This is a genomic window from Pseudomonas sp. o96-267, assembly GCF_003935465.1.
GTDB classification, from domain to species: domain Bacteria; phylum Pseudomonadota; class Gammaproteobacteria; order Pseudomonadales; family Pseudomonadaceae; genus Aquipseudomonas; species Aquipseudomonas sediminis.
Genome location: NZ_RHQP01000011.1, coordinates 54,906 through 81,336 on the forward strand (window position 1 = coordinate 54,906; position 26,431 = coordinate 81,336).

Genomic DNA, 26,431 nt, shown 5'->3' on the forward strand with positions numbered 1-26,431 from the left:
GATGATCGAGCGGGCGCGCGGTCTTTAGCCTTGGCAAGTTACCTGTAGGAGCGAGCTCTGCTCGCGAACCCCGGCGATCCAGAAGCTTCGCGAGCAGAGCTCGCTCCTACGGTTTGTGCGTCGTTGCTGCTTCGCTCAATCGAGCATATCGCTGTAACGCGCGTCCTTCCTGAACACCAGCGGCTGGTCGAAGCCAGGCACCTTCACTTCTTCGGTGGTGATGGAGATCGCCTGGTCGTCGATCATGTCGTTGCCGAAGTTGTAGATGATGTCCAGCTTGCCCAGCAGGGCAAGTTGGTCGTACGCGGCAGCGGCGGCGCGTGTGCCTTCACGGCGCGCCAGGTAGGCCTCGAAAGCGACCTGGCCATGACGCTTACGCAGCATGCGCTCGGTCACGTGTGGGGCCAGCACCAGGGCGCTGGCGTTGTTGCCGCCGAAGCCCTTGGAGTTGATGAAGGCCACGTCCAGCGCCTGCTCACCCACCTTGCGGTCTTCGGTGGACAGGCTTAGATGATCCTGGTGCACGTCGCCAGCGACTGCGTCGATGGTCTTCAAGCCCGGCACGATGCCGTACTTGAAGGCGCCGAGGGCGCCGATAACCTGGTCGCCGCTGGCGGTGGCCAGGGAGTGGCCGACGAAGGCCTTCACTGCGGTCACCGGCCATTGCTCGATGCCGAAGGCCGCCGCGACGCGGTCGAGGATTTCCGACTCGGTGACGCGGTTGGCCGGTGTGCTGGAGCCATGGGCGTGGACGAAGCTGCGGTTGCGCACGGCATCGAGGCCGAGCAGTTGCACGGCGCTGGCCACGGCCTTGGCCACGGTCAGGTAGTTGCCCGGGCCGGGGGCGGAAATGGATTTCTTGAAGCCATCGGCGTTGATGAACACGTCCGGCACCGCGCCGTGGATGTCGGCGCCCAGCTCCAGGGCCAGCTCATCGTCCATCAGCACCACGAACTGGCAGGCTTCGGCCAGGGTGAAGCCGCAGTTGTCGCCGAACGGGCGGCTGGCGCGGCGGAAGTCCACCTCGCTCTTGCCTTCGATCTGGCGCAGGCCTTCCTCGGTGGCCAGTGCGCCCATGGCGCCGTAGCCCTCGATGCATTCCTGGTTGATCGGCGCCTCGCTGCTGCCGACGATGACCACGCGCGCCTTGCTTGAGGCGATCTGCTCGATGCCCTTCTGCAGGTTGTAGAGGAAGGTGGCGCAGGCACCGGTGATGCTGCCGGTGGTGCCGACGCTACCGAGCACATAGGCGTTGATGAAGTCCGCCGGCATGGTGTTCAGGCCCAGGGCCAGTTGCTTGGCCGTGACGCGACCACCTTTGAGACGCGACTGCATCATGCCGCCGAAACCGTTCTCGTCGAGCTGGCTCATGATGCAGCTGGCGAATACGGCGATCTCGTCCGGGGCGACGTGCTGGACGATGCGCTGCCAGTCGATGCCCACCGAGCGCAGGGCGTCGGTGACGCCGACTACGGTCATGGCCAGGCCGCGGGGGTGAAAACGGGCGTTGTACAGCTCGCTCGGCTCGAAGCCGGTGGGCAACTGGCCGGCGGATTTCACTGCCAGCGGGCGATAGCTGTCGATCTTGAATTCGCAACTGTCATGCAGGGTTACGCGTACTTCGTTGCCTTCGAGCTCTTCGACCGACCAGTTGGCCGGCAGCGGCTCGGGCAGTTGCTTGCGCTGGGTGATGAAGCTCAGGTTGGCGCCATTGACGGGGGCGAGGCTGATGCTTTTCTGCCAGTGGGCGGCGTCCGGGTCCAGGTGCTGCTTCTCGAGACGGCGCACCAGGGTGCCGGCGAGGATCTCCTTGGCGTAGCGGCTTTCGATGTCGGCGAGGCTCAGCGCCTGGCCGTCCTGATCCTGGTACTGGCCATCGACCACGCGCACCAGTTTCATCATTTGCGCCAATCCGGCCAGGGTTTCCTGGCGCGCCTGGGGTTCCAGCGACTCCTGCACGGTGCGACGGAAGCCGTGGTGGAAGGAGCTGCGCCCGGCTGCGTTGTAACCCCCAAAACCCACGATCACAGGTAAGCGCGACATAAATCAAAAGCTCCTGAACAAGGCCAGCGCGACGCCAGGCCGGCGCCTTCGGGCGCGAGCGGGGTCATAGGGCGGTGGCATTTGGAAAATTTCGGCTGCCTAACCTGACGTGGATCATGACCGTCGAGTCACTACTTCGTCCAATGTCGTGGCAAGAGCGGGGCGTGTCGCGGATGGGAAGGTCGCCTGGACGTAGGGTGCGCCGTGCGCACCGCGGCCTTCAGCGGTTGGTGCCTGCGGCCTGGGCGACCCCGCGACACCCTACGGAGCTGGCGAGCCCGCCGGGTGGCGGGCTCGTATCGGTTCAACCCTGGTAGCTGATGTGTCCGTCGACCAGTGTGTAGCGCACCGCGCCAGGCAGGCAATGGCCGATGAACGGGCAGTTGCTGCCCTTGGAGTACCACTGCTCGCCGGCGATGGTCGAGGCCTGCGCATCGAACAGCACGATATCGGCGGCGCCGCCGACGTTCAGGCTGCCGGCTGGCAGGCGCAGCGCGGCGGCGGGGCCGTTGGTCAGTCGCGCCAGCAGCGTCGGCAGATCCAGCAGGCCGTCCTGCACCAGGCTCAGGGCCAGTGGCAGCAGCAACTGTACGCTGCTGATGCCCGGCTCGGTGGCGGCGAAGGGCGCCAGCTTGGCATCGCGCTCGTGCGGCTGGTGGTGGCTGGAGATGGCAGAGATCACCCCGGCTTTCACCGCTTCGCGCAGACCGTCGCGGTCGGTGCGCGAGCGCAGCGGCGGCTGCACGTGATAGAGGCTGGAGAAGTCGATCAATGCTTCGTCGGTGAGGATCAGCTGGTACAGCGCCACGTCGGCGGTCACCGGCAGGCCGCGGGCTTGGGCAGCGGCGATCAGCTCGGCCCCACGGGCGCTGGTGATCTGGCTGAAGTGCGCGCGCACGCCGCTCTGTTCCACCAGCAGCAGGTCGCGAGCCAGGGCCACGGTTTCGGCGGTTTCCGGGATGCCGGCCAGGCCGAGGAAGCTGGCGGTCGGGCCTTCGTGAGCCAGGCCGCCTTCGGCCAGATCGGCATCCTGCGAGTGGAAGATCACCTGCAGGTCGAAGGTGGCTGCATATTCCAGCGCGCGGCGCAGGGTGCGGCTGCTGCGGAAGTTGTCCAGGCCATTGCCGAAGGCCACGCAGCCGGCGTCACGCAGGGCGACCAGTTCGGCGAGCTGCTCGCCAGCCAGGCCCTTGCTCAGCGCGCCGATGGGATAGACCTTGGTGTGCCCGGCTTCGCGGGCGCGGTCGAGGATCAGCTCGGCCACCGCCGAGGTGTCCAGCACTGGTTTGGTGAACGGTGGGCAGCACAGGCTGGTGACGCCGCCGGCCGCTGCTGCCAGGGTTTCCGTGGCGATGCTGCCCTTGCGGCTATAGCCAGGCTCACGCAGGGCCACCGACAGGTCGACCAGGCCGGGCGCTGCGATCAGGCCTTGGGCGTCGAGACTGTTGTCGGCAACGAAGCCAGCCGGCGCTTGACCAGTGGCGACCAGCTTGCCGCCTTCTATATAGAGGTCGGTGACCTGATCCAGTCCGCTGGCTGGATCGATCACGCGGGCGCCGAGGATTGCGGTACGCATCAGTTGGCCTCCTCGGCGTTGAGTTGACGTTGGGCGTTCTGCCCGCTCATGGCCATCGACAGCACGGCCATGCGGATGGCGATGCCGTAGGTGACCTGGTTGAGGATCACCGACTGCGGGCCGTCGGCCACTGCCGACTCGATTTCGACGCCGCGGTTGATCGGCCCCGGGTGCATCACCAAGGCATCCGGCTTGGCCAGCTTGAGGCGCTGCTCGGTCAGGCCGAACAGACGATAGAACTCGCCCTCGCTGGGCAGCAGGCCGCCCTGCATACGCTCGCGCTGCAGGCGCAGCATGATTACCACGTCGACGTCCTTGAGGCCTTCGTTGGCGTCGCTGAACACGCGTACGCCGTAGCTTTCCTCCAGGCCGATGGGCAGCAGAGTCTTCGGCGCGATCACGCGGATGTCCGGGCAGCCCAGGGTCTTCAGCGCCAGCATGTTCGAGCGTGCCACCCGCGAATGCAGAATGTCGCCGACGATGGCCACCGAGAGATTCTCGAAGTCGCCTTTGTGGCGGCGAATGGTGAGCATGTCGAGCATGCCCTGGGTCGGGTGGGCATGGCGGCCGTCGCCACCGTTGATGATCGCCAGGTTCGGGCACACGTGCTCGGCGATGAAGTGCGCAGCGCCGGAGTCGGCATGGCGCACGACGAAGATGTCGGCGGCCATGGCTTCGAGGTTGCGCAGGGTGTCGAACAGCGTCTCGCCCTTGCTGGTGGAACTGGTCGAGACGTTGAGGCTGATGACGTCGGCCGACAGGCGCTGGGCGGCCAGCTCGAAGGTGGTGCGGGTGCGCGTGGAGTTCTCGAAGAACACGTTGCACACGGTCTTGCCGCGCAGCAGCGGGACTTTCTTCACTGCCCGCGCGCCGACTTCGAGGAAGGAGTCGGCGGTGTCGAGGATTTCGGTCAACAGCTCGCGGGGCAAACCGTCGAGTGAGAGGAAGTGACGCAGCTGACCTTGGTCGTTCAGCTGCAGCGGGCGCTTGGCGGCGAGTGGCGTCATCGCGGGGGTCTCAGTTGGCGAGCGTCTGGAGTTCGAGGGTCAGCGGCGTGGGGCCGGACAATTTTACCCGCTCGTTGGCTGCCAGCGACAGGGTGGCACCGACCACGTCGGGGCGAATCGGCAACTCGCGGGCATCGAGGTCGAGCAGGCTGACCAGGGTCACACTGGCCGGGCGGCCATAATCGAACAGTTCGTTCAGTGCGGCGCGGATGGTGCGGCCGCTCATCAATACGTCGTCGATCAGTACCAGGTGCTGGCCTTCGATCTCGAACGGCAGCTCGGACGGTTGCACCTGTGGATGCAGACCGTTCTGGGTGAAGTCGTCGCGGTAGAAGGACACGTCGAGCACGCCCAGCGCGTCGTCACGATTCAGGGCCTGCTGCAGGGCCTGGGCGACCCAGACACCGCCAGTGCGGATGCCGATAAAACGCGGTTCGCTGATCTGGCGCCGATTCAGATGCTGGGTCAGGGCGCTGGCCATGGCCGGCAGCAGGTCGTTGGGGTTGGGTAGCATGGCGAAACTCCTTGATGCGGGCCGAGTCGCTCAGCCCGGACAGTTTTCCTCTAGCCAGCCCTGAAGGAGCAGAGCTGCGGCAATGGCGTCGACGGGGCGCTCGCGATAGCCGCCACTCTGGCCTTCGCGCAGACGCTGGCCCTTGGCCTCGAAGGTGGTCAGGCGTTCGTCGTGGGTGTAGGCCGGCAGGTTGAAGCGGCCGTTGAGGCGGCGGGCGAATTTCTCGGCGCGGGCGCTCATCTCGCTGGACGTGCCATCCATGTTAAGTGGCAGGCCGACCACCACGGCGTCCGGCTGCCACTCCTTGATCAGTGCTTCGACGCGGCTCCAGTCCGGCACGCCGTTCTGCGCCTTGAGCACACACAGTTCGCGGGCCTGGCCGGTGATTACCTGGCCGACGGCGACGCCGATCTGCTTGGTGCCATAGTCGAAGCCCAGCAGCAGGCGCAGTGGCTTGTCGCTCATCAGGCGTGCCCGACCTGTGAGGTCAGCAGGCTGAGGTTGACCCCCAGGCGCGCAGCTGCGGCATTCAGGCGTTGGTCGAACGGCAGGTCGAAGAGAATGTTGCTGTCGGCGGGGCAGGTCAGCCAGGCGTTGTCAGCCAGTTCGGCCTCCAGTTGCCCGGCATCCCAGCCGGCGTAGCCGAGGGTGATCAGGTAGCGATCCGGGCCGCTGCCGTCGGCGATGGCGAACAGCACATCCTGCGAGGTCGAAAGCCCCAGTTCGCCCAGGTCCAGGGTCGCCTGGAACTGCGGGCCAGCTGGATGCAGGACGAAGCCGCGGTCAGTCTGTACCGGGCCGCCGGCGAAGATCGGCAGGCTGTGGCACAGCGCCGCGGGCTCCTCATCGGGGCGTAATTGCTCCAGCACATCGGCCAGGTTGAGGCCATTGGGCTTGTTGATCACCAGGCCCATCGCGCCCTGCTCGTTGTGTTCGACCAGGTAGGTGACGGTCTGCGCGAAATTCGGATCGTCCATGTGCGGCATGGCGATCAGGAAGTGGTGCTTGAGCGAGGTAGGGGCTGAACTCTTCATGTCGGCTAGTTTGAAGCCGCAAGCTGCAAGCGACAAGCATCAGCAGAAGAACCTCCGTCGCGGTTCTCCGTATTGAGGCTTGTCGCGGCTCTGGCTAGTTGCTCGACAGGCGGTCGCCGCGCTCGAAGCGCCAGGTGCGGATGATCTCCAGGCGGTCGATATCAGCCAGGTCGCCGGTGAAGGGCGCATAGGGCGCGGCCAGGCGCACGATGCGCTGCGCGGCCTGGTCGAGCATGGCCTGGCCGGACGATTCCAGCACCTGGACCTCGTACAGCGAGCCGTCACGGTTGATCGACACCAGCAGGCGCAGGCTACCGTAGATGCGTTGGCGACGAGCATCGTCGGGATAATTCAGGTTGCCGATGCGCTCGACCTTCTTGCGCCATTCGTCCTTGTACCAGGCGCCCTTGTCACGCATGGTCGAGGCAGCATTGAGGCGGTGGATCTTCGGGCGTTTGGCGTACTGCTGAACCTCCTGGGCAAGCTCCGCCTCCAGGCTGGCGATCTCGGCGGACAACTGAGCGGAGTCGAACACTGGCGCAGGCTGGGTTTGAGGCACCGGCTTGGTTTCTTCGCGTTTGACCGGAGTTTTCTGCTGCTGTGGTGCACGTGTAGCGACCGCGGCCTTGGGTGCTTCCTGTTTGGTGGCGGGCTGTTGCGGGGTGGCGGGCGGTGTGACCTTGCGCACCTCGCTGTCCTGGAAGGGCGCTTGTTCGGTGGTCTTGGGGGCAACTGCATGTTCCAGCGTGCCGCTGCCTTGCTGGTTGTCCTGCGCCAGGAAATCCGCTTCTTTGGGCTTTTCTTCGCTCTTGAAGGTGGAGAGCGTAATTTCCAGCGTCTTGCTGATTTCCGGCGGCGACTCCAGGGTGAAGCCGACGCCGAGGATCAGTGCCGCGTGCAGTGCTGCCGCGAGAAACAGGGTGAATCCCAGGCGGTCCGCCGGTCGGGCGTTGGCGGAGGAAGCGGTCGGTGGGGAGGCTGCTGCGTTCATCGCGTATCGGGTCTGCTTTCGAATGTCGCGCAGTCTGCCGGGTAGCAGTAGGCGCCGGCAAGTTGCAGGCGCCCGGCGGCCACCTGCGTCAAGCGTTTAACCCGCGCTTGCGTGCAATGCAGTCCATCAGTTGTTCGCCGATGCGAGTGCCGAATGCCGCATCGATCTCGCGGATACAGGTCGGGCTGGTGACATTGATTTCTGTCAGATGGTCACCGATCACGTCGAGCCCAACGAAGATCAGGCCTTTTTCGCGCAAGGTCGGGCCGACTGCGGCGGCGATCTCACGATCACGTTCGGTCAGTGGGCGTGCCTCGCCACGGCCACCTGCCGCCAGGTTGCCGCGGGTCTCTCCGGCAGCCGGAATACGTGCCAGGCAGTAGGGTACCGGTTCCCCGTCTATCATCAGGATGCGTTTGTCGCCGTCCTTGATCGCCGGCAGGTAGGCCTGCGCCATGATCTGCTGGTGGCCGTGCAGGGTCAGGGTTTCCAGAATCACCGAGAGATTCGGGTCGCCCTCACGGTGGCGAAATATCTGCGATCCGCCCATGCCATCAAGGGGTTTGAGAATGATGTCACGGTGCTCATCGGCAAACTGGCGCACAATGTCGGGGCGCCGGCTTACCAGAGTCGCAGGTGTGTATTGAGGAAACTGGGTGGCGAAGAACTTTTCATTGCAGTCGCGCAGACTCTGCGGCCGATTGACCACTAGTACGCCGTCGCGCTCGGCCTGCTCGAGCAGGTAGGTGGAGTAGACGAACTCGTTATCGAAGGGCGGGTCCTTGCGCATCAGGATCACGTCCAGTTCGGCGAGCGGCGTGTCCTGTTCCGTACCAAGAGTGAACCAGCGCTGCGGATCGTTGAATACTTCCAGAGAGCGCAGGCGGGCGCGAGCCTGACCGCGAACCTGATAGAGATCCTGCTGCTCCATGTAGAACAGCGACCAGCCGCGTGCTTGAGCGGCCAGCAACATGGCCAGCGAGCTGTCTTTCTTGAAGGAGATGCTGGCAATAGGATCCATGACGATCCCGAGACGAAGGCTCATGGGGGGATAAACTCCGTGAGATGAGGGTGAAGGCCGGGCTGACCGAGCCGAATGACGGCTCTCAGGGTGGCGCCGGCCGGGACGCGTGGTCAAGGGCGGAGCTGCCCGGGAAGCCTTATAGATTGCATCTGGAGAGTGTGCTAAAAAGGCCCGACGATTGGGTCAAGACCCATCGAAGACTGGGCCTCAGGCATACTGATAACGCGAATATAACGACTCACCGAGGCGATGGTAGGGCAAACATGGAACAGCATACCGAGGGTTTGAAAGTGATGGTGATCGACGATTCGAAAACGATTCGTCGCACCGCTGAAACTCTGCTGAAAAAAGTGGGTTGTGATGTCATCACTGCGGTCGATGGCTTCGATGCCCTGGCCAAGATTGCCGACACGCATCCCAGCATCATCTTTGTTGACATCATGATGCCGCGTCTCGATGGGTATCAGACCTGTGCCCTGATCAAGAACAACAGTGCTTTCAAGTCCACGCCAGTGATCATGCTGTCCTCCAAGGACGGCCTGTTCGACAAGGCCAAGGGGCGTATCGTCGGCTCCGACCAGTACCTGACCAAGCCTTTCAGCAAGGAAGAGCTGCTCGGTGCTATCAAAGCCCACGTGCCTGACTTCACCCCAGTGGAACAAGCCTCCTGACGTTCCGGCCTGACCGCCGTACGCCACTTCTGTATTGGGAAACACCATGGCTCGAATTCTGATTGTTGATGACTCACCGACCGAGATGTACAAGCTGACCGCCATGTTGGAAAAGCATGGGCATCAGGTACTCAAAGCGGAAAATGGCGCCGATGGCGTAGCTCTGGCTCGCCAGGAAAAACCCGATGCGGTGCTGATGGACATCGTCATGCCCGGCCTCAACGGTTTTCAGGCGACCCGTCAGTTGACCAAGGACGCCGAGACCAGCCACATCCCGGTGGTCATCGTTACCACCAAGGATCAGGAGACCGACAAGGTCTGGGGCAAGCGCCAGGGCGCGAAGGACTACCTGACCAAGCCGATCGATGAAGATACCTTGCTGAAGACTCTCAATGCGGTGCTGGCCGGCTGATGCCGTGCTGCTCGCGTACTAAATAAAAAGAAGGCCAAGGCTGGCATGTCCGTGCAGACTCCTTTCCAGATTCTCCTCGAGATCGACCAGCGTTGCCGAGCCCTGGCGGCCGGCCTGCCGTCGCAGCAAGCGGCGGTACAGACCTGGAGCGGTATCGGCTTTCGCATGGGTGAGCGATTCTTCGTCGCGCCGATGGGGGAGGTGGGTGAGGTACTGCATGAGCCGCGCTACACCCTGCTGCCGGGTGTCAAAGGCTGGGTCAAAGGGGTGGCCAACGTGCGTGGCCGCCTGCTGCCGATCATGGACCTGTGCGGGTTCTTCGGTAATGAGTTGTCGCCGCTGCGCAAGTTGCGGCGAATTCTGGTGGTCGACTATCAGGAAATCTTCGCTGGCCTGACGGTCGATGAAGTTTTCGGTATGCAGCACTTCCCCGTGGATGCATTTTCAGAACAACTGCCGCCTCTCGAGGCGAGCATTGCGCCGTTTATCCACGGTGTCTTTCAACGAGAACAGCCCTGGTTGGTGTTCAGCCCTCATGCGCTGACGGCCGATCCTGGCTTTCTCGATGTGTCCTTTCAGTAGATTTTCGGTTGGGTCGGTTCTTCCGGCCCTTTGGCGTTACATGGGAACCGTAGTGCGGTCGGTCCAGGCGGGGGCCAGAAAATGAAAAAATTCAATGCAGGTAATTTGTTGGTCGGGGCGCGCAGTAGCACGCTGATCGCGACGCTATTCGTCGTGCTGATCGTTTCCATCGTGCTGTTGTTCGCGAACTTCGCCTACATCAACACCCAGTCCAACTACGATACCGAGTACATCAGCCACTCCGGTGAGCTGCGCGTACTGTCCCAGCGTATCGCCAAGAACGCCACGGAAGCTGCGGCAGGTAAAGCCGAAGCGTTCGGCCTGTTGCGTGACGCGCGCAACGACTTCCAGCAGCGCTGGGGGTATCTGACCGATGGTGATGCCAGCAGTGGCTTGCCGTCGGCGCCCGCGTCGGTGCAGGCGCAGATGGCTGCGGTGCAGCAGGACTGGGATAGCCTGCGGCAGAATACCGACGCCATTCTGGCCAGTGAACAGACCGTACTGTCCCTGCACCAGGTAGCCGCCACCCTGGCGGAAACCATCCCGCAGTTGCAGGTCGAGTACGAGGAAGTGGTCGACATCCTGCTGGAAAGCGGTGCACCGGCTGCCCAGGTTTCTGTAGCCCAACGCCAGTCGCTGTTGGCCGAGCGTATTCTCGGCTCGGTGAACAAGGTACTGGCTGGTGACGAAGACTCGGTACAGGCCGCCGACATGTTCGGTCGTGACGCCAGCCTGTTCGGCCGTGTACTGGCTGCAATGCTCGAAGGCAACGCGGCGATGGAAATCAGCCAGGTGACCGACGAGGAAGCCCTCGAACGTCTGGCCGAGATTTCCGAGCTGTTCGAATTCGTATCCGGCTCCGTGGACGAGATTCTCGAAACCTCGCCGGAACTGTTCCAGGTACGTGAATCGGCGAACTCGATCTTCACCGTGTCGCAGACCCTGCTGGACAAGGCCTCCGAACTCGCCGTCGGCTTTGAGAACCTGGCCTCGGGCCGCGCCATCAACACCCTGTTCGGCTACGTGCTGGGCGGCCTGGCGCTGGGTTCGATCATCCTCATCGGTCTGGTGATGGTGCGCGAAACCAACCGTCGTCTGGCCGAGACCGCCGAGAAGAACGAGCGTAACCAGGCCGCGATTCTGCGTCTGCTCGACGAAATCGCCGACCTCGCAGACGGTGACTTGACCGTGGCCGCGACGGTAACCGAAGACTTCACCGGTGCCATCGCCGACTCCATCAACTACTCCATCGACCAGCTGCGCGACCTGGTAGCCACGATCAACCTGACCGCCGTTCAGGTAGCCGGTGCTGCCCAGGAAACCCAGGCCACGGCGATGCACCTGGCGGAAGCTTCCGAGCACCAGGCGCAGGAAATTGCCGGCGCCTCTGCGGCGATCAACGAAATGGCCGTGTCGATTGACCAGGTATCGGCGAACGCCTCGGAATCCTCCGCGGTAGCGGAACGTTCCGTAGCCATCGCCAACAAGGGTAACGAAGTCGTACACAACACCATCACCGGCATGGATAACATCCGTGAGCAGATCCAGGACACTTCGAAGCGGATCAAGCGCCTCGGTGAATCGTCCCAGGAGATTGGTGACATCGTTAGCCTGATTAACGACATTGCCGACCAGACCAACATCCTCGCACTGAACGCCGCGATCCAGGCCTCCATGGCCGGTGATGCAGGCCGCGGCTTCGCCGTGGTAGCGGACGAGGTACAACGCCTCGCAGAACGTTCCTCGGCGGCGACCAAGCAGATCGAGGCGCTGGTAAAAACCATTCAGACCGACACCAACGAAGCCGTTATCTCCATGGAGCAGACAACTTCCGAAGTGGTGCGCGGTGCCCGCCTGGCGCAGGACGCCGGGGTGGCGCTGGAAGAGATCGAGAAGGTATCGAAGACCCTCGCGGCCCTCATCCAGAACATTTCCAACGCTGCGCGTCAGCAGGCCTCTTCGGCCGGCCACATTTCCAACACCATGAACGTGATCCAGGAGATCACCTCGCAGACGTCCTCGGGTACCACCGCCACCGCGAAGAGCATTGGTAACCTGGCCAAGATGGCCAGTGAGATGCGCAAGTCGGTGTCCGGTTTCACCCTGCCAGACGCCTGATAAAGGAGTGCGGAGGCTGGCGGCAGCCTTCGCTACATAGCCATGACTCAGGGCGAAGGTATGCAGTCAGCGGGCGTTTGGGCATTGCGCCCGGTGGCCGATATGTCGCAAGCCGATTTTCACGACTGGCAGACGTTGCTCGAAGCGCGTACCGGTGTGGTGATCAGCGAGCAGCGGCGCGCCTTTCTGCAGACCAACCTGAGTGCGCGCATGCGCGAACTGGGCGTCACGGATTACGCCAGCTATTACCGCCAGGTCACCGATGGCCCGCGTGGCGCGGTGGAGTGGTCGACCCTGCTGGATCGTCTGACCGTGCAGGAAACCCGCTTCTTCCGCCACCCGCCGTCCTTCGAGGTGCTCTCGCAGTACCTGCAGGAGCGTCTGGCGGCGGGCCTGGGCAAACCCTGGGAGTTCTGGAGCGTGGGTTGCTCCAGTGGTGAAGAGCCTTACTCGCTGGCGATTCAGGCCGCGGATGCGCTTCAAGGCAGCGAGTTGCCCGAGCACTTCGCGGTAACCGGCACGGATATCAGTCAGGGCGCACTGAGCAAGGCACGCGAGGCGTGTTATTCGGTGCGACGCCTGGAGCAGGTGAGTGACGAGCTGCGCGAGCGCTACTTTCTCGCACAGGCCGATGGACGCTTCAAGGTAGTACCGAGCCTGGCTGCGCGCGTGTGCTGCGCCAAGCTCAATGTGCTGGAACTGGCCAAGGCGCCGATGTCCGGCATGGATGTGATTTTCTGTCAGAACTTGCTGATCTATTTCCGCCGCTGGCGTCGCCGCGACATCCTCAATCGCCTGGCCGAAAGCCTGGCGCCGGGTGGCCTGCTGGTCGTGGGCGTGGGCGAAGTAGCCGGTTGGCAGCACCCGCAACTGGTGCCGGTGGCCGACGAGCGAGTTCTGGCGTTTACCCGCAAGGGATAAGGCCAAGTTTATGAGTGGAGTGGCTATGGGTGATCGGCATGATTATGTCGCCCTGGAGTGGGTCAAAGGCGAGATCGGGGAAACCCTGAAGCAGGCGCGGCAAGCCCTGGAGGCGTTCGTCGAGAACCCGCAGGACCCTACGCGCATGCGCTTCTGCCTGACCTACGTGCACCAGGTTCACGGCACCTTGCAGATGGTCGAATTCTACGGCGCCGCGTTGCTCGCCGAAGAAATGGAGCAGTTGGCCAAGGCGTTGATGGAAGGTCGCGTAGCCAATCAGGGCGAAGCCCTGGAAGTGCTGATGCAGGCCATCCTGCAATTGCCGGTGTACCTCGACCGTATCCAGACCGCTCGCCGCGACCTGCCCATGGTCGTGCTGCCTCTGCTCAACGACCTGCGTGCCGCCCGTGGCGAGAAGCTGCTGTCGGAAACCAGCCTGTTTTCCCCGGACATGTCCGCGCGCCTGCCAGCGCTGCCATCCGACAGCCTGGCGCGCCTGCGTACCGCCGAGCTTCCCGTGCTGTTGCGCAAACTGCGGCAGATGCTGCAAATGGCCCTGGTCGGCGTGATCCGCAATCAGGAGCTGGCGACCAATCTGGGTTATATGGCGCGCGTCTTCGCGCGCCTGGAAACACTGTGCAAGGACGCTCCGCTGGGCGGCCTGTGGCAGATCGCTTCCGGCATGGTCGAAGGTCTGGCCAACGGCAGCGTGGTCAACGGCACGTCGGTGCGTACCCTGCTGCGTCAGGTCGATAAGGAGCTCAAGCGCCTGGTCGAACAGGGCGCCGATGGCATCAACCAGTCTGCGCCCGATGAGCTGACCAAGAACCTGCTGTTCTACGTCGCCAAGGCGCCGGCACAGTCCCCACGCATTCGTGCGCTGAAGGAGCAGTATCGCCTCGACGAAGCACTGCCTGACAATGAGGTGGTGGACGAGGAACGTGCTCGCCTGGCCGGGCCAGACCGTGACGCCATGCGTTCGGTGGTCGCCGCGCTGTGCGAGGAACTGGTGCGGGTCAAGGACAGCCTCGATCTGTTCGTGCGCAGTGATCGTAGCCAGCCCGGTGAGCTGGACGCCCTGCTTGCACCGCTCAAGCAGATCGCCGATACCCTCGCGGTGCTTGGCTTCGGTCAGCCGCGCAAGGTCATTCTCGATCAGATCGACGTCATCCATGGCCTGTCTCTCGGTCAGCGCGAGCCCAACGATGCAGTGCTGATGGACGTCGCTGGCGCGCTGCTCTATGTCGAGGCGACGCTGGCCGGCATGGTCGGCCCGAGCGATGACGGCCCGAACGAACAGAGCCATCTGCCGACCACCGACGTGGCGCAGATCCACCAGCTTGTCATCAAGGAAGCGCGCAATGGCCTGGAGCAGGCCAAGGACGCGATCATCGAGTTCATCGCCTCGCAGTGGAACCACGAGCACCTGGCCCGTGTGCCCGAGCTGCTGACCCAGGTCCGTGGCGGCCTGGCGATGATTCCGCTGCAGCGCGCTGCCGACCTGCTCAATGCCTGCAATCGCTACATTCAGGAACAGCTGCTGGCGCGCAAGGCCGTTCCCAACTGGCAGAGCCTGGACACTCTGGCCGATGCCATCACCAGCGTCGAGTACTACCTCGAGCGGCTGTCCGAGGACCATGGCACGCAGGGCGATCTGATTCTCGACGTTGCCGAGGAAAGCCTGGAAACCCTGGGTTATCCGCTTAAGGAAAAACCGTCGATCCTCGACCGTGTCGAGCCGCAGGAAGAAAGCCTGGCACCGCTGGCTGACCCGCTGCAGGAAATCGAGCTGCTGGGTGCCGAAGACGAACAACTCGAAGAGCCCCTGACCGAGAGCGATGCGCTGACCTTCGATGTAGTCGAGTCGTCCAGCGATGAGGCTGCGGATCTGCAACTGCTGGACGCTGAGCCCGAGCAGTCGGGCGCCCGTGAGACTGCCGACAGCTTTACCTTCGAGCTGGACGAGCTTGAAGAACTACCCGCCCAGCAGGACGAAGAGACTGTTGCCGCACCGCTGCTTGACGTTGAGCCGGAGCTTGAGCTCGAAGAGCTGAGCCTGGATCAACTGGCCGAGCCGGCGCAGTGGGATGAGCTGGAACTGGCCGATCTGGAGCTACCGGAAGTCGAGCTGCCCAGCGCACCGCAGGTGCAGGAACTGCCGGATGAACCGGCAGCGGAGAAGCCGCTGTCGATGGCCGATGTCATGGCCGCTCCGGTACAGGCGATCAACCCGCCTGCTGCCGACGTGCCGCCGAGCCTGCTGCCGCCGCCTGCCGACGAAGAGCCGGTGGACGAAGAGCTGCTGGAAGTCTTCATCGAAGAAGTCGGCGAAGTGCTGGAAACCATCGGTGAGTACCTGCCGCAGTGGCAGGCCGATACCGACAACAAGGACGCGCTGATCGAAGTGCGCCGCGCCTTCCACACGCTCAAGGGCAGCGGGCGCATGGTTCGCGCGCTGATCATCGGTGAGCTGGGCTGGTCTATCGAGAACCTGCTCAACCGCGTGCTGGACCGCAGCATCGAGCCGAACGCGCCTGTGCAGCAGGTGGTACTCGATGTCGTGGCCCTGATGCCGGCGCTGGTCGACGAGTTTGCCGCCAAGGCGCAGCGTCAGCGCGACGATGTCGATCTGCTGGCGGCCACCGCGCATGCTTTGGCCAAGGGGCTGACGCCCCCAAAATCTAACGCCCCGGCCACCCAGCAGGTAGCCGAGCCCGTGGGCGTTGACGACGCTACCGAGGTCGTCGAGCTGGACGAGTCGGCCAACGACCAACCGCTCGATGGTGAGCCCCTCGACCCGCAGTTGCTGGAAATTTTCCGCAACGAGGCGGAAACCCATCTGGATACCCTGGTGGGCTTTCTTGCCGACTGCGCGCAGGAAATGCCGCAGCCAGTCACCGATGACCTGCAGCGTGCGCTGCACACCCTCAAGGGTAGCGCCTATATGGCCGGCATCCTGCCTGTGGCAGAAATCGCGGCGCCGCTGGAGAAGCTGGTCAAGGAGTTCAAGACCAACCTGATCCAGGTTGATCTGGCGGCTGCCGAGCTGTTGAGCAGCGCCGAGGGTGTGTTCCGTATCGGTCTCGACAATCTCGAGACCCAGCCTCTGGCACCCATTCCTGGCGCAGAGGCACTTCTTGCTCGCGTCCAGGCGTTGCATCAGGAGCGTCTCGCCAGCGCCGAAGACGAGCGCATGGCGCAGAGCGGCGAAAGTCGCGACCCGCAGATGATCAGCATCTTCCTCGCCGAAGGCATGGACATCTTGCTGGACGCCGAGGACCTGCTGCGCAAATGGCGCGAGCATCCGTCCGAGCGCCAGGAGCTGTCTGCGCTGCTGGAGGAGCTGACGACCCTCGGCCGTGGCGCCGAAATGGCCGAGCTGCCGCAGATCGACGAGCTCTGCGAAGCCCTGCTGGATCTTTATGGCGCCGTCGAAGAAGGCAGCCTGGCGGTCAGCGAGCGCTTCTTCGACGAGGCGGAGAAGGCCCACGAAGCGCTGATCGGGATGATGGATCAGGTCGCTGCGGCCTTGCAGGTCACCCCGCAACCCGAGCGGGTGCAGGCGCTACGTGATCTGCTGAGCGAAGCCATCGATCCGCATACCTTGGCCTTGCTGACGCCTGGCGTCGAAGGGCTGGAAGTCATCGAGTTGGACCAGGCCACTGCCGAGCTGAAACAAGAAGCCGAGGCTGAGCCGGTGCTGTGGCAAGAGGCACCCGCCGAACCGGAAGTCGCCGAAGACACTGGTCTGGAGTCGCAGTCCGAGGCCGAGCTGGGCTTCAGCCCTGTCGACGCCGATCTCGATGAGGAAATGGTCGAGATCTTCCTCGAAGAGGCTGTGGATATTCTCGACAGCGCTGGTCAGGCGCTGGAGCGCTGGCTCAGTGAGCCGGACAACACCATGCCGCTGTCCTCGCTGCAGCGCGACCTGCACACCCTCAAGGGTGGTGCGCGCATGGCCGCGATTCGCCCGATCGGTGATCTTGGCCACGAACTGGAGTCGCTCTACGAGGGCTTGGTCGACCGCCGTTACAGCCATTCGCCGGCACTGGGCAATCTGCTGCAGCAAAGCCATGATCGCCTGGCGCAGATGCTCGATCAGTTGCAGGCCCGACTGCCGTTGGTCTCTGGTGACGACCTGATTCAGGCCATTCGTCAATTCCGCCAGGGTGGTACGCCGCAGAGCCTGTCGGCGGCCGTCGCCCAGGTTGAGCCGGAGCTGGACGACGAACTCGTCGAGCCGATCGAGGTGGTCGAACCGGATAGCTTCGAGCTGCCGCCCTTGGCGCTGGTCGAAGACGAAATCGTGCTCGACGAAGCGCCACAGGCAGAGCCAGAGGCAGTGTTGCCGCTGATCGACGAAGTCGAGCTGGTAATACCCGAAGACGAAATGCCTGTTGCCGAGCCCGAGCCGCAAGGTACGACGCTGGCCAACTGGCATGAAGAGCGTGATCCTGAACTGGTCGAAATCTTCCTCGAGGAAGGTTTCGACATCATCGACAGCGCCGGCGCCGCGCTGCAGCGCTGGATGGGCGATGTCGACAACAGTCTGGAGCTGGAAGCCCTGCAGCGTGACCTGCACACCCTCAAGGGTGGTGCGCGCATGGCTGAAATTCGTGAAATCGGTGATTTGGCCCACGAGCTGGAATTCCTGTACGAAGGTCTCGGCGGTGGTCGCCTGAGGGCTAGCCAGGAGCTGTTCACGCTGTTGCAGGCCTGTCACGACCGCCTGGCCGAGATGCTCGAAGCCGTGCGAGATAAGCGGGCAGTGCCGCAGGGCCATGCCCTGATCGAGACGATCAAACGCTTTCGTGCCAACCCTGACGAGCAACTGAGCATGCCGTCGGCGGTACAGCTCAGGGCGGTGGTCGAGAGCGACGAAGCCGAGGAGGCTGACAGCGACATCCTCGATATCTTCCTCGAAGAAGGCGACGACCTGCTCGAGGCGATGGAGGTGTCGATCGGGCGCTGGGAAGAACAGCGCGATGATGTCAGCGCCATCGACGAAATGCTGCGCACGCTGCACACCCTCAAGGGTGGTGCGCGTCTGGCTGGGCAGAAACGCCTTGGCGATCTGAGCCACGACCTGGAACAACATCTTAGCGAGGCTCTGCTGCAGGGCGCCCCCTGGCCGGAGAGCCTGTTGCTCGACGTGCAGTCCGGTTTCGAAGGGCTGCAGAATGAGCTCGACGTGCTGCGCCAGCGTCTTAGCGCCAGTCTCGGTGATGAGCCGGTGGCGGCCGACGCCGATGCCGAGCCAGCGGCAGCGCCTGTGAGCAATCTGCTCAACCCGATCGTTGCTGCCAGTGACATGCCAAGCCAGTTGCAGGCGCCGAAGGTGCTGCCGTTCGTGCAGCGTGCGCAGGAGGCCGCACTGGAGGCAGCGTCCCGCCGTGCGCCACAGGAGCTGGTCAAGGTGCCAGCCGAGCTGCTCGAAGGCCTGGTCAACCTGGCCGGTGAGACATCGATCTTCCGCGGACGTGTCGAGCAGCAGGTGAGCGATGTCGGTTTCACTCTGAGCGAGATGGAAGCGACCATCGACCGCGTACGTGACCAGCTGCGCCGTCTCGATACCGAGACCCAGGCGCAAATTCTCAGCCGCTACCAGGCCGAGGCCGAGCGCGCCGGTTATGAAGATTTCGACCCGCTGGAGATGGACCGCCACTCGCAACTGCAGCAGCTCTCGCGCGCGCTGTTCGAATCGGCCTCCGACTTGCTCGATCTGAAGGAAACCCTGGCGGCGAAGAACCGCGACGCCGAGACCCTGCTGCTGCAACAGGCGCGGGTCAATACCGAGCTGCAGGAAGGTCTGATGCGCACCCGCATGGTGCCGTTCGACCGCCTGGTGCCGCGTCTGCGCCGCATCGTGCGCCAGGTTGCGGGCGAACTGGGCAAGCAGGTGGAGTTCGTCGTCGGCAACGCCGAAGGGGAAATGGACCGCACGGTGCTCGAGCGCATCGTCGCGCCGCTGGAACACATGCTACGTAACGCCGTCGATCACGGCATCGAGCTGAGCGATGTACGTCGCGCTGCTGGCAAGTCGGAGACCGGCACCATCCGCCTCAATCTCGGTCGTGAGGGCGGCGATATCGTTCTTACCCTGGACGATGACGGCGGTGGTATTCGCCTGGAAGCCGTGCGGCGCAAGGCCATCGAGCGTGGGCTGATGGACGCCGACAGCGACCTGAGCGATCACGAAATCCTGCAGTTCATTCTTGAGGCGGGTTTCTCCACTGCCGAGAAGGTCACGCAGATTTCCGGCCGTGGTGTCGGCATGGACGTGGTGCACTCGGAGGTCAAGCAGCTCGGCGGTGCGATGAGCATCGACTCGACGCTGGGCCAGGGCACGCGCTTCACCATTCGCCTGCCATTCACCGTGTCGGTCAACCGTGCACTGATGGTGTACTCCGGCGAAGACCTCTACGCCATCCCGCTGAACACCATCGAAGGTATCGTGCGGGTGTCGCCGTTCGAGCTGGAGGCCTATTACGCGCCTGACGCGCCGCGCTTCGAATACGCCGGGCAGGCCTACGAGCTGAAGTACCTGGGCGATCTGCTGAACAATGGCCAGCATCCCAAACTGGTGGGTCAGAGCCTGCCGCTGCCGGTGATTCTGGTGCGTTCCAGCGAGCACGCCGTGGCGGTGCAGGTAGACAGCCTGGCCGGTTCGCGCGAGATCGTGGTGAAGAGCCTCGGCCCGCAGTTCGCCGGGGTGCACGGGATCTCCGGTGCGACCATCCTCGGTGACGGCCGCGTGGTGGTGATTCTCGATCTGCTGGCGACCATTCGTGTGCTGCATGCGCATCTGCAGAATCAGCTGACGCCGCGCCTGGCTTCGCGTCAGGCTTCGGCCAGCGAAGAGGTGGAGATCGACCGTCCGACGCTGGTCATGGTGGTCGACGACTCGGTCACCGTGCGCAAGGTCACCAGCCGTTTACTCGAGCGTAATGGCATGAACGTGGTCACCGCCAAGGACGGGGTCGACGCTATTGCTCAGCTCCAGGAACACAAGCCTGACATCATGCTGCTGGACATCGAAATGCCGCGCATGGATGGCTTCGAGGTGGCCACGCTGGTGCGCCACGACGAGCGCCTGAAGGACCTGCCGATCATCATGATCACCTCGCGTACCGGCGAGAAGCACCGCGAGCGGGCCATGTCCATCGGCGTCAACCAATACCTCGGCAAGCCCTATCAGGAGTCCTTGCTGCTCGAGACCATCGCTCAGTTGGTGGATAGCCATCGGGTCAAACGGACATGACAGACAAAACCTCCGCGCGCATTGCAGTAATCGCCGACACCTCGTTGCAGCGCCATGTGTTGCAGCAGGCATTGGCCGGTGGCGGTTATCAGGTAGTGCTCAACAGCGACCCGGCGCGGCTCGACGAGGAGCAACTGGCAGCCTGCGAAACCGACCTGTGGTTAGTGGACCTGGCTCAGTCGGAAGATTCGCCGCTGGTCGACAGCCTGCTCGAGCGTGCCAGTGCCCCCGTGCTGTTCGGCGAGGGGCATGCGCCCGAGCGTCACTCGGAGAACTATCCACGCTGGGAGCGCAGCCTGTTCGGCAAACTCAAGCGCCTGGTCGGTGATCCGACTCAGGCGGTCGGGCCCAGCCTGCAGGCACTGCTCGATGAAGCGCAGCGTCCAGCGCGTCTGGAGCTGCCGCAAGCATTGGCCAATACGCCGCTTAAAGCTGGCGAGCCGGCACGCCAGGTCTGGTTGCTGGCAGCCTCGTTGGGCGGCCCGGCAGCGGTCAAGGCATTTCTAGACGCCCTGCCGGGTGGCTTGCCCATCGGCTTCATCTACGCCCAGCACATCGATGCCAGTTTCGAGGCGGCCCTGCCGCAGGCGGTGGGTCGACATAGCCAGTGGCACGTCAACTCGGCACGTCATGGTGATCCGGTGCGGTGCGGTGAAGTGGTGGTGGTGCCGATCAGCAACGAGCTGGGCTTTGCCGAAGACGGTGCGATGCAGATTACCGAACGCGGTTGGCCTGAGCCCTACAGCCCTTCCATCGATCAGATGATGCTCAATCTGGCGCAGCAATTCGGCGGCCTGTGCGGTGTGATCGCGTTCAGCGGCATGGGCAGCGATGGCAGTGCCGCTGCCGCTTACGTCAAACGCCAGGGTGGCTTGATCTGGACCCAGCGCGCCGACAGTTGCGCCAGCCCGAGCATGCCCGACAGCCTGCGCGAGGGCGGCTACAGCAGTTTTAGTGCCGACCCGCGTGAGTTGGCCGTGGCCCTGGTCAATCACCTCGCCGAACATTGCAGTTGAGGACGTTTCAATGAGCCAAGCCGTCGCCACCCAGAACAGCGCCGCCAGCCTCACCGGCTTGCTGGTGCCGCTGGCCGACCGCACTTTGCTGCTGCCCAACGTGGCGGTGGCGGAACTGATTCCCTATCGCGCGCCGCAGACGACCGAAGGTACTCCCGACTGGTTTCTCGGCCAGATCGCCTGGCGTGACCTGCGCCTGCCGCTGCTCTCCTTCGAGGCCGCCAGTGGTGGCCAGGCACAGGTTGCCAGTGGCGCTCGCGTTGCGGTGATCAATGCCCTGGGCGGTCGTCCCAAGGTCAAGTTCATCGCCTTGCTGGTGCAGGGTATTCCGCGCTCGCTGAAGGTCGGCAGCGACCTGGCGGCGGCGGATGTCGAGCTGGCGCCGCTGGAGCTTGGGGCTGCGCGCGTCGGTGACGACGTGGTGCGGATTCCTGATCTGGCGGCACTGGAGCAACTGCTCGCCGATGCTGGCCTCATCTGAAATAACCCAGCGCGAGCGCATCGCCCATGAAAAAGCCCCGGCACTGGCCGGGGCTTTTTCGTTACTGCCTTGAGGTGATCAGCGCTGTGGTTGCTGCGCTTCGGACTTCTCTGCAGTCAGGTTGTCGTCTTTAGACGGAGCCTGATCCCAGTAGTCGGCATTGGTGATGCCAAGCTTCTCGGGGTGGAAGACCGGGTCTTTGCCCTCGTCCAACTGCTGCTCGTAATCCTTCAGGCACTTATAAGCGACCTTGTGCATGAGCAGGATGGCGATGATGTTCAGCCAGGCCATCAGGCCCACACCGAGGTCACCCAGATCCCAGGCGAACGTAGCGGTATGCACGGTGCCGTACACGGTGGCCGCGATGATGCCGAATTTCAGCAGCAGGGTGAGGATGGGGCGCTTCACCTTGCGGTTGATGTAGGCAATGTTGGTTTCGGCGATGTAGTAGTACGCCAGGATAGTGGTGAAGGCGAAGAAGAACAGGGCGATGGCAACGAAGGCGTTACCGAAGCCGGGCATCATGTTCTCCATCGCGGTCTGCACGTAACCCGGGCCTGCGGCTACGCCAGCGATACCGGTGAACAGCGCGCTACCATCAGGAGCCTGAACGTTGTACTGGCCGGTGATCAGCAACATGAACGCGGTTGCGGAGCAGACGAACAGGGTGTCGATGTAAACCGAGAAGCCCTGAACCAGGCCCTGTTTGGCCGGGTGGCTGACCGCTGCGGCCGACGAGGCATGCGGGCCGGTGCCTTGGCCTGCTTCGTTGGAATACACGCCGCGTTTCACGCCCCACTGAATGGCCATGCCGACGATGGCGCCGAAACCAGCTTCGAGGCCGAAGGCGCTCTTGAAGATCAGTGCGATGACGTCCGGCAGTTGGCTGATGTTCAGCAGGATGATCACCAACGCCACCAGGATGTAGCCCAGCGCCATGAACGGCACGACTACTTGGGTGAAGTGGGCGATACGCTTGACGCCGCCGAAAATGATCAGGCCGATCAGTACTGCCAGGGCTGCCGCGGTGACGTTCGGGTCGATACCGAAGGCGGTTTGCGCACTGGAGGCGATGGAGTTGGCCTGTACGCCCGGCAGCAGCAGGCCGCAGGCGAATACGGTAACGATGGCGAACAGCCAGGCGTACCATTTCAGACCCAGGCCGCGCTCGATGTAGAAAGCAGGGCCGCCGCGGTATTCACCGTTGAGCTTTTCCTTGTACACCTGGCCGAGGGTCGACTCGACGAAGGCCGAGCTGGCGCCGAGGAAGGCCACCATCCACATCCAGAAAACGGCGCCCGGACCACCGAAGGTGATCGCGGTGGCCACACCAGCGATGTTACCGGTACCGACACGACCGGCGAGGGTCATGGTCAGCGCCTGGAAGGAAGTGATGCCGTGTTCATCGGTCTTGCCGGTGAACATCAGGCGAATCATTTCTTTGAAATGGCGAACCTGGAGGAAGCGGCCGCGCAGGGAGAAGTAGAGACCAACGCCAAGACATAGATAGATCAGCGCCGGGCTCCAGACCAGACCGTTAAGGGTCGAGACCAGTTCGTTCATGCAATGCTCCTGGGCATGCGGCCGCCTTTTGGGCGGGGCCGAAGCCCGTTGATTTGTTATTGGAAGAGGAACGACGCTGCGGGGCGCCGGCCTCGGCCGCGCGGGAATTGCTGGTGAGCGGGTCGCGCATGCGGCGCGCAGAGCATGACAAAGACTGTCGATCTTGCAATCTCTTGAAATCACATTTTGTTACGCTCAGGCGACATTTTACGCCTGCAGGTCGCCCCAGAGCTGTTGGGCGACGCTCAAGGCCACCACGGGGGCCGTTTCCGTGCGCAGAACGCGTGGGCCCAGGCGCGCTGCATGGAAGCCTGCGGCCTTGGCCTGGTCGACTTCGGCATCGCTCAAACCGCCTTCAGGACCGATGAGAAAGGCCAGGCTATTGGGTTTGTCGTGGCTTTGCAGGGGGGCTGCAACTGGGTGCAGCACCAGCTTCAGATCGGCTTCGATCTGCTGCAGCCAGGTGTCCAGCTCCAGCGGCGGGTTGATCACCGGCAACACCGAGCGGCCACACTGCTCGCAGGCGCTGATCGCCACCTGACGCCAATGCGCCATGCGCTTGTCGGCGCGTTCGTCTTTCAGGCGTACCTCGCAGCGCGCGGAGACGATCGGGGTGATTTCGCTGGCGCCCAGCTCAGTAGCTTTCTGGATCGCCCAGTCCATGCGCTCGCCGCGCGACAGGCCCTGCCCCAGATGGATGCGCAGCGGCGATTCGCTCAGCCCGGCGATAGACTCGCGCAGCTCGACACGCACACTCTTCTTGCCCACCTCGATCAGCTCACCGAGGTATTCCTGGCCGCTGCCGTCGAACAGCTGCACGGCATCACCCACCGCATGGCGCAGCACACGGCCGATGTAATGGGCCTGCGCTTCGGGCAGGTCGTGTTGGCCGAGGGAGAGCGGGGCATCGATAAAGAAGCGGGACAGGCGCATGACGTATCAACCTTGAGCAGAGGCGCGAATTCTAGCTGTAGGGTGCGCGGTGCGCACCGCTCCTGAGTCAGCCCGGATCGCGATGATCGGGGTAACGGTTGTCCACTGCCACGCTGACGGACTCTCGGGTGGCGATATCGATGCCCTCGCTGGCCACCTCGGCGAGGAAATCGATCTCTTCGGGCGTGATCACGTAGGGCGGCAGGAAATACACCACACTGCCCAGTGGGCGCAGCAGCGCGCCGCGCTCCAGTGCGTGCTGGTACACGCGCAGGCCTCGCCGCTCCTGCCAGGGGTAGGCTGCCTTGCTGGCCTTGTCCTGCACCATCTCGATAGCCAGGGCCATGCCGGTCTGGCGCACTTCGGCGACATGCGGATGGTCGGCCAGGTGCGCGGTGGCGCTGGCCATGCGCGCCGTCAGGGCCTTGTTGCGTTCGATCACGTCGTCATCGCGGAAGATATCCAGCGTCGCCAGGGCGGCGGCGCAGGCCAGCGGGTTACCGGTGTAGGTGTGCGAGTGCAGGAAGGCGCGCAGGGTGGCGTAGTCGTCATAGAAGGCGCCATAGACCTCATCGGTGGTCAGTACCGCTGCCATCGGCAGGTAGCCGCCGGTCAGCGCCTTGGAAAGCACCAGGAAATCCGGGGTGATGCCAGCCTGCTCGCAGGCGAACATCGTGCCGGTACGGCCGAAACCGACGGCGATTTCGTCGTGGATCAGGTGCACGCCGTAGCGGTCGCAGGCCTCGCGCAAGAGCCTGAGGTAGATCGGGTGGTACATGCGCATGCCGCCGGCGCCCTGGATCAGCGGCTCGACGATTACCGCGGCGACTTCGTGGTGATGCTCGGCCAGTGTCTGCTCCATGTGGGCGAACATGACGCGCGAATGTTCTTCCCAGCTCACGCCCTCGGGGCGCAGGTAGCAATCCGGGCTAGGCACTTTTAGGGTGTCGAGCAGCAGCGGCTTGTAGGTGTCGGTGAACAGCGACACGTCACCCACCGACATCGCCGCCACGGTTTCACCGTGATAGCTGTTGCTCAGGGTGACGAAGCGCTTCTTCTCCGGTCGGCCGTTGTTGAGCCAGTAGTGGAAGCTCATCTTCAGTGCCACTTCGATGCCCGAGGATCCATTGTCGGCGTAGAACACCTTGTTCAGGCCTGCCGGGGTGATCTGCACCAGGCGCTCGGACAGCTCGATGACCGGTTGATGGGTAAAGCCGGCGAGCATCACGTGTTCGAGGTTTTCCAACTGCTCGCGGATTCGCGCGTTGATACGCGGGTTGGCGTGGCCGAAGACATTGACCCACCAAGAGCTGACGGCATCCAGGTAGCGTTTGCCGTCGAAGTCTTCGAGCCATACGCCAGAGGCCTTGCGAATGGCCACCAGCGGCAGGCGCTGGTGATCCTTCATCTGGGTGCAGGGGTGCCACAACACGTCGAGGTCGCGTTGCATCCAGTGTTGGTTCAGGCTCATTAACGATCTCCCAGTGTTCGGCGGCACAGCCTACCAGAAGCCACCACTAGGACGTGGACGCTACCGTCGGTCTGCTGCAATGCACCGTCCGCGCCGCTGTGGCTGAACTCTACGACGAGCGCGTGCAACTAAGCTGATCGGCCAATGGTGGCTGAAATTAGGTATCGCATTTCTCGATGTTTCATAGCGAAATTTTCCGCTTTAAATCGATATATTTGTCGTTAGTCTTGCTCCGACACTGAATTAGGGAAGCTCCCCATGCAATGGCGCAATACCTCTGCTCGTTATGGTCTGGTCAGCGTCGTGCTGCACTGGCTGGTGGCGTTGGTCGTGTTCGGTCTGTTCGCCCTTGGCTTCTGGATGGTGGGGCTCAGTTACTACGACCCGTGGCGCCAGAGTGCGCCGGACCTGCACAAGAGCATCGGTATCCTGCTGTTCGCGGTGATGCTGCTGCGCGTGCTGTGGCGTCTGCTCAACCCTGCGCCGGTAGCTCTGGCCAGCCACGGCCAGCTCACTCGTCTGGCCTCCAAACTGGGTCATGGCGTGCTCTATTTCGGCCTGTTTGGCGTGATGATTTCCGGCTACCTGATTTCCACTGCCGATGGCCGTGGCATCGAGGTGTTCGGTCTGTTCAGTGTGCCGGCCACCCTGACCGGTATCGCGCAACAGGAAGACATTGCCGGAGCCATTCACGAATACCTGGCCTGGGGCCTGGTGATTTTCGCTGGCCTGCATGGTCTGGCCGCACTCAAGCATCATTTCATCGACCGCGACAGCACCCTGCTGCGGATGTTCGGGCGCTGAAGCACTTCA

The 26,431-nt window shown here is 63.3% G+C and carries 20 protein-coding genes; 9 read left to right on the top strand and 11 right to left on the bottom strand.

Annotated elements, in window-relative coordinates:
- Window positions 1-135: 135 nt before the first annotated feature.
- From EGJ86_RS09740 to gshB, 8 genes are all read right to left on the bottom strand, one after another.
- On the bottom strand, window positions 136-2,043 hold the full coding sequence (locus EGJ86_RS09740; protein ID WP_125834953.1) for a beta-ketoacyl synthase: 1,908 nt from the start codon (window positions 2,041-2,043) through the stop codon (window positions 136-138).
- Window positions 2,044-2,347: 304 nt separating this feature from the next.
- Window positions 2,348-3,619: a dihydroorotase gene (locus tag EGJ86_RS09745; RefSeq protein WP_125834954.1), complete on the bottom strand. Its 1,272-nt coding sequence runs from the start codon at window positions 3,617-3,619 to the stop codon at window positions 2,348-2,350.
- Complete coding sequence (locus tag EGJ86_RS09750) at window positions 3,619-4,626, bottom strand: aspartate carbamoyltransferase catalytic subunit (protein ID WP_011920651.1); 1,008 nt, start codon at window positions 4,624-4,626, stop codon at window positions 3,619-3,621. The genes EGJ86_RS09745 and EGJ86_RS09750 overlap by 1 nt, the downstream gene beginning before the upstream one ends.
- Window positions 4,627-4,636: 10 nt before the next feature.
- Window positions 4,637-5,140, bottom strand: a complete 504-nt coding sequence (gene pyrR / locus EGJ86_RS09755; RefSeq protein WP_106733638.1) for a bifunctional pyr operon transcriptional regulator/uracil phosphoribosyltransferase PyrR — start codon at window positions 5,138-5,140, stop codon at window positions 4,637-4,639.
- 30 nt (window positions 5,141-5,170) lie between these two features.
- On the bottom strand, window positions 5,171-5,608 hold the full coding sequence (gene ruvX, locus EGJ86_RS09760) for a Holliday junction resolvase RuvX (RefSeq protein ID WP_125834955.1): 438 nt from the start codon (window positions 5,606-5,608) through the stop codon (window positions 5,171-5,173).
- Window positions 5,605-6,174, bottom strand: a complete 570-nt coding sequence (locus EGJ86_RS09765; protein ID WP_125834956.1) for a YqgE/AlgH family protein — start codon at window positions 6,172-6,174, stop codon at window positions 5,605-5,607. Before EGJ86_RS09765 ends, ruvX begins: the two co-directional genes overlap by 4 nt.
- A gap of 94 nt (window positions 6,175-6,268) precedes the next feature.
- Window positions 6,269-7,165, bottom strand: coding sequence for an energy transducer TonB (locus EGJ86_RS09770; protein ID WP_125834957.1), 897 nt, complete (start codon window positions 7,163-7,165; stop codon window positions 6,269-6,271).
- A gap of 88 nt (window positions 7,166-7,253) precedes the next feature.
- Complete coding sequence (gene gshB / locus EGJ86_RS09775; protein WP_125834958.1) at window positions 7,254-8,210, bottom strand: glutathione synthase; 957 nt, start codon at window positions 8,208-8,210, stop codon at window positions 7,254-7,256.
- Between the two features lie 242 nt (window positions 8,211-8,452).
- Between gshB and pilG the strand changes: the two genes are divergently transcribed.
- The 8 genes from pilG (at window position 8,453) to EGJ86_RS09815 (ending at window position 21,651) form a co-directional block, all read left to right on the top strand.
- Entirely contained in the window at window positions 8,453-8,860 is a 408-nt protein-coding gene (pilG, locus tag EGJ86_RS09780; protein WP_017678433.1) for a twitching motility response regulator PilG, read from the top strand.
- 46 nt (window positions 8,861-8,906) lie between these two features.
- A complete protein-coding gene (gene pilH, locus EGJ86_RS09785; RefSeq protein ID WP_099522894.1) occupies window positions 8,907-9,272 on the top strand; it encodes a twitching motility response regulator PilH in 366 nt (121 codons plus the stop codon).
- 45 nt (window positions 9,273-9,317) lie between these two features.
- Complete coding sequence (locus EGJ86_RS09790) at window positions 9,318-9,854, top strand: chemotaxis protein CheW (protein WP_099522893.1); 537 nt, start codon at window positions 9,318-9,320, stop codon at window positions 9,852-9,854.
- Between the two features lie 81 nt (window positions 9,855-9,935).
- Window positions 9,936-11,972, top strand: coding sequence for a methyl-accepting chemotaxis protein (locus EGJ86_RS09795; RefSeq protein WP_125834959.1), 2,037 nt, complete (start codon window positions 9,936-9,938; stop codon window positions 11,970-11,972).
- 60 nt (window positions 11,973-12,032) lie between these two features.
- On the top strand, window positions 12,033-12,893 hold the full coding sequence (locus EGJ86_RS09800; RefSeq protein WP_099522980.1) for a protein-glutamate O-methyltransferase: 861 nt from the start codon (window positions 12,033-12,035) through the stop codon (window positions 12,891-12,893).
- A 25-nt stretch (window positions 12,894-12,918) separates the two neighbouring features.
- On the top strand, window positions 12,919-20,154 hold the full coding sequence (locus tag EGJ86_RS09805) for an Hpt domain-containing protein (RefSeq protein WP_125834960.1): 7,236 nt from the start codon (window positions 12,919-12,921) through the stop codon (window positions 20,152-20,154).
- The gene (locus EGJ86_RS09810; protein ID WP_125834961.1) at window positions 20,151-21,170 is read left to right on the top strand and encodes a chemotaxis protein CheB; all 1,020 of its coding nucleotides are present in this window, start codon (window positions 20,151-20,153) and stop codon (window positions 21,168-21,170) included. Before EGJ86_RS09805 ends, EGJ86_RS09810 begins: the two co-directional genes overlap by 4 nt.
- 10 nt (window positions 21,171-21,180) lie before the next feature.
- Complete coding sequence (locus tag EGJ86_RS09815) at window positions 21,181-21,651, top strand: chemotaxis protein CheW (RefSeq protein WP_099522889.1); 471 nt, start codon at window positions 21,181-21,183, stop codon at window positions 21,649-21,651.
- A gap of 78 nt (window positions 21,652-21,729) precedes the next feature.
- Here the strand turns inward: EGJ86_RS09815 and EGJ86_RS09820 are convergent, their stop codons facing one another.
- The 3 genes from EGJ86_RS09820 to EGJ86_RS09830 all read right to left on the bottom strand — a co-directional run bounded on the left by EGJ86_RS09820 (window position 21,730) and on the right by EGJ86_RS09830 (window position 25,618).
- A complete protein-coding gene (locus EGJ86_RS09820; protein ID WP_125834962.1) occupies window positions 21,730-23,214 on the bottom strand; it encodes a sodium:alanine symporter family protein in 1,485 nt (494 codons plus the stop codon).
- Between the two features lie 207 nt (window positions 23,215-23,421).
- The gene (locus tag EGJ86_RS09825; RefSeq protein ID WP_125834963.1) at window positions 23,422-24,147 is read right to left on the bottom strand and encodes a 16S rRNA (uracil(1498)-N(3))-methyltransferase; all 726 of its coding nucleotides are present in this window, start codon (window positions 24,145-24,147) and stop codon (window positions 23,422-23,424) included.
- A gap of 67 nt (window positions 24,148-24,214) precedes the next feature.
- A complete protein-coding gene (locus EGJ86_RS09830) occupies window positions 24,215-25,618 on the bottom strand; it encodes an adenosylmethionine--8-amino-7-oxononanoate transaminase (protein ID WP_125834964.1) in 1,404 nt (467 codons plus the stop codon).
- Between the two features lie 258 nt (window positions 25,619-25,876).
- Between EGJ86_RS09830 and EGJ86_RS09835 the strand changes: the two genes are divergently transcribed.
- Window positions 25,877-26,422 (top strand): cytochrome b, encoded by a 546-nt coding sequence (locus EGJ86_RS09835; RefSeq protein WP_125834965.1) that lies wholly within the window; start codon window positions 25,877-25,879, stop codon window positions 26,420-26,422.
- The last annotated feature ends 9 nt before the right edge of the window (window positions 26,423-26,431 follow it).

Coding starts and splice junctions, on each gene's coding strand:
- EGJ86_RS09820 (WP_125834962.1), bottom strand. CDS start 23,214: ATGAACGAACTGGTCTCGACCCTTAACGGTCTGGTCTGGAGCCCGGCG.
- EGJ86_RS09750 (WP_011920651.1), bottom strand. CDS start 4,626: ATGACGCCACTCGCCGCCAAGCGCCCGCTGCAGCTGAACGACCAAGGT.
- pyrR (WP_106733638.1), bottom strand. CDS start 5,140: ATGCTACCCAACCCCAACGACCTGCTGCCGGCCATGGCCAGCGCCCTG.
- EGJ86_RS09835 (WP_125834965.1), top strand. CDS start 25,877: ATGCAATGGCGCAATACCTCTGCTCGTTATGGTCTGGTCAGCGTCGTG.
- gshB (WP_125834958.1), bottom strand. CDS start 8,210: ATGAGCCTTCGTCTCGGGATCGTCATGGATCCTATTGCCAGCATCTCC.
- pilH (WP_099522894.1), top strand. CDS start 8,907: ATGGCTCGAATTCTGATTGTTGATGACTCACCGACCGAGATGTACAAG.
- EGJ86_RS09795 (WP_125834959.1), top strand. CDS start 9,936: ATGAAAAAATTCAATGCAGGTAATTTGTTGGTCGGGGCGCGCAGTAGC.
- EGJ86_RS09765 (WP_125834956.1), bottom strand. CDS start 6,174: ATGAAGAGTTCAGCCCCTACCTCGCTCAAGCACCACTTCCTGATCGCC.
- EGJ86_RS09740 (WP_125834953.1), bottom strand. CDS start 2,043: ATGTCGCGCTTACCTGTGATCGTGGGTTTTGGGGGTTACAACGCAGCC.
- EGJ86_RS09745 (WP_125834954.1), bottom strand. CDS start 3,619: ATGCGTACCGCAATCCTCGGCGCCCGCGTGATCGATCCAGCCAGCGGA.
- EGJ86_RS09805 (WP_125834960.1), top strand. CDS start 12,919: ATGGGTGATCGGCATGATTATGTCGCCCTGGAGTGGGTCAAAGGCGAG.
- EGJ86_RS09800 (WP_099522980.1), top strand. CDS start 12,033: ATGCAGTCAGCGGGCGTTTGGGCATTGCGCCCGGTGGCCGATATGTCG.
- EGJ86_RS09830 (WP_125834964.1), bottom strand. CDS start 25,618: ATGAGCCTGAACCAACACTGGATGCAACGCGACCTCGACGTGTTGTGG.
- EGJ86_RS09825 (WP_125834963.1), bottom strand. CDS start 24,147: ATGCGCCTGTCCCGCTTCTTTATCGATGCCCCGCTCTCCCTCGGCCAA.
- pilG (WP_017678433.1), top strand. CDS start 8,453: ATGGAACAGCATACCGAGGGTTTGAAAGTGATGGTGATCGACGATTCG.
- EGJ86_RS09810 (WP_125834961.1), top strand. CDS start 20,151: ATGACAGACAAAACCTCCGCGCGCATTGCAGTAATCGCCGACACCTCG.
- EGJ86_RS09790 (WP_099522893.1), top strand. CDS start 9,318: ATGTCCGTGCAGACTCCTTTCCAGATTCTCCTCGAGATCGACCAGCGT.
- EGJ86_RS09815 (WP_099522889.1), top strand. CDS start 21,181: ATGAGCCAAGCCGTCGCCACCCAGAACAGCGCCGCCAGCCTCACCGGC.
- EGJ86_RS09770 (WP_125834957.1), bottom strand. CDS start 7,165: ATGAACGCAGCAGCCTCCCCACCGACCGCTTCCTCCGCCAACGCCCGA.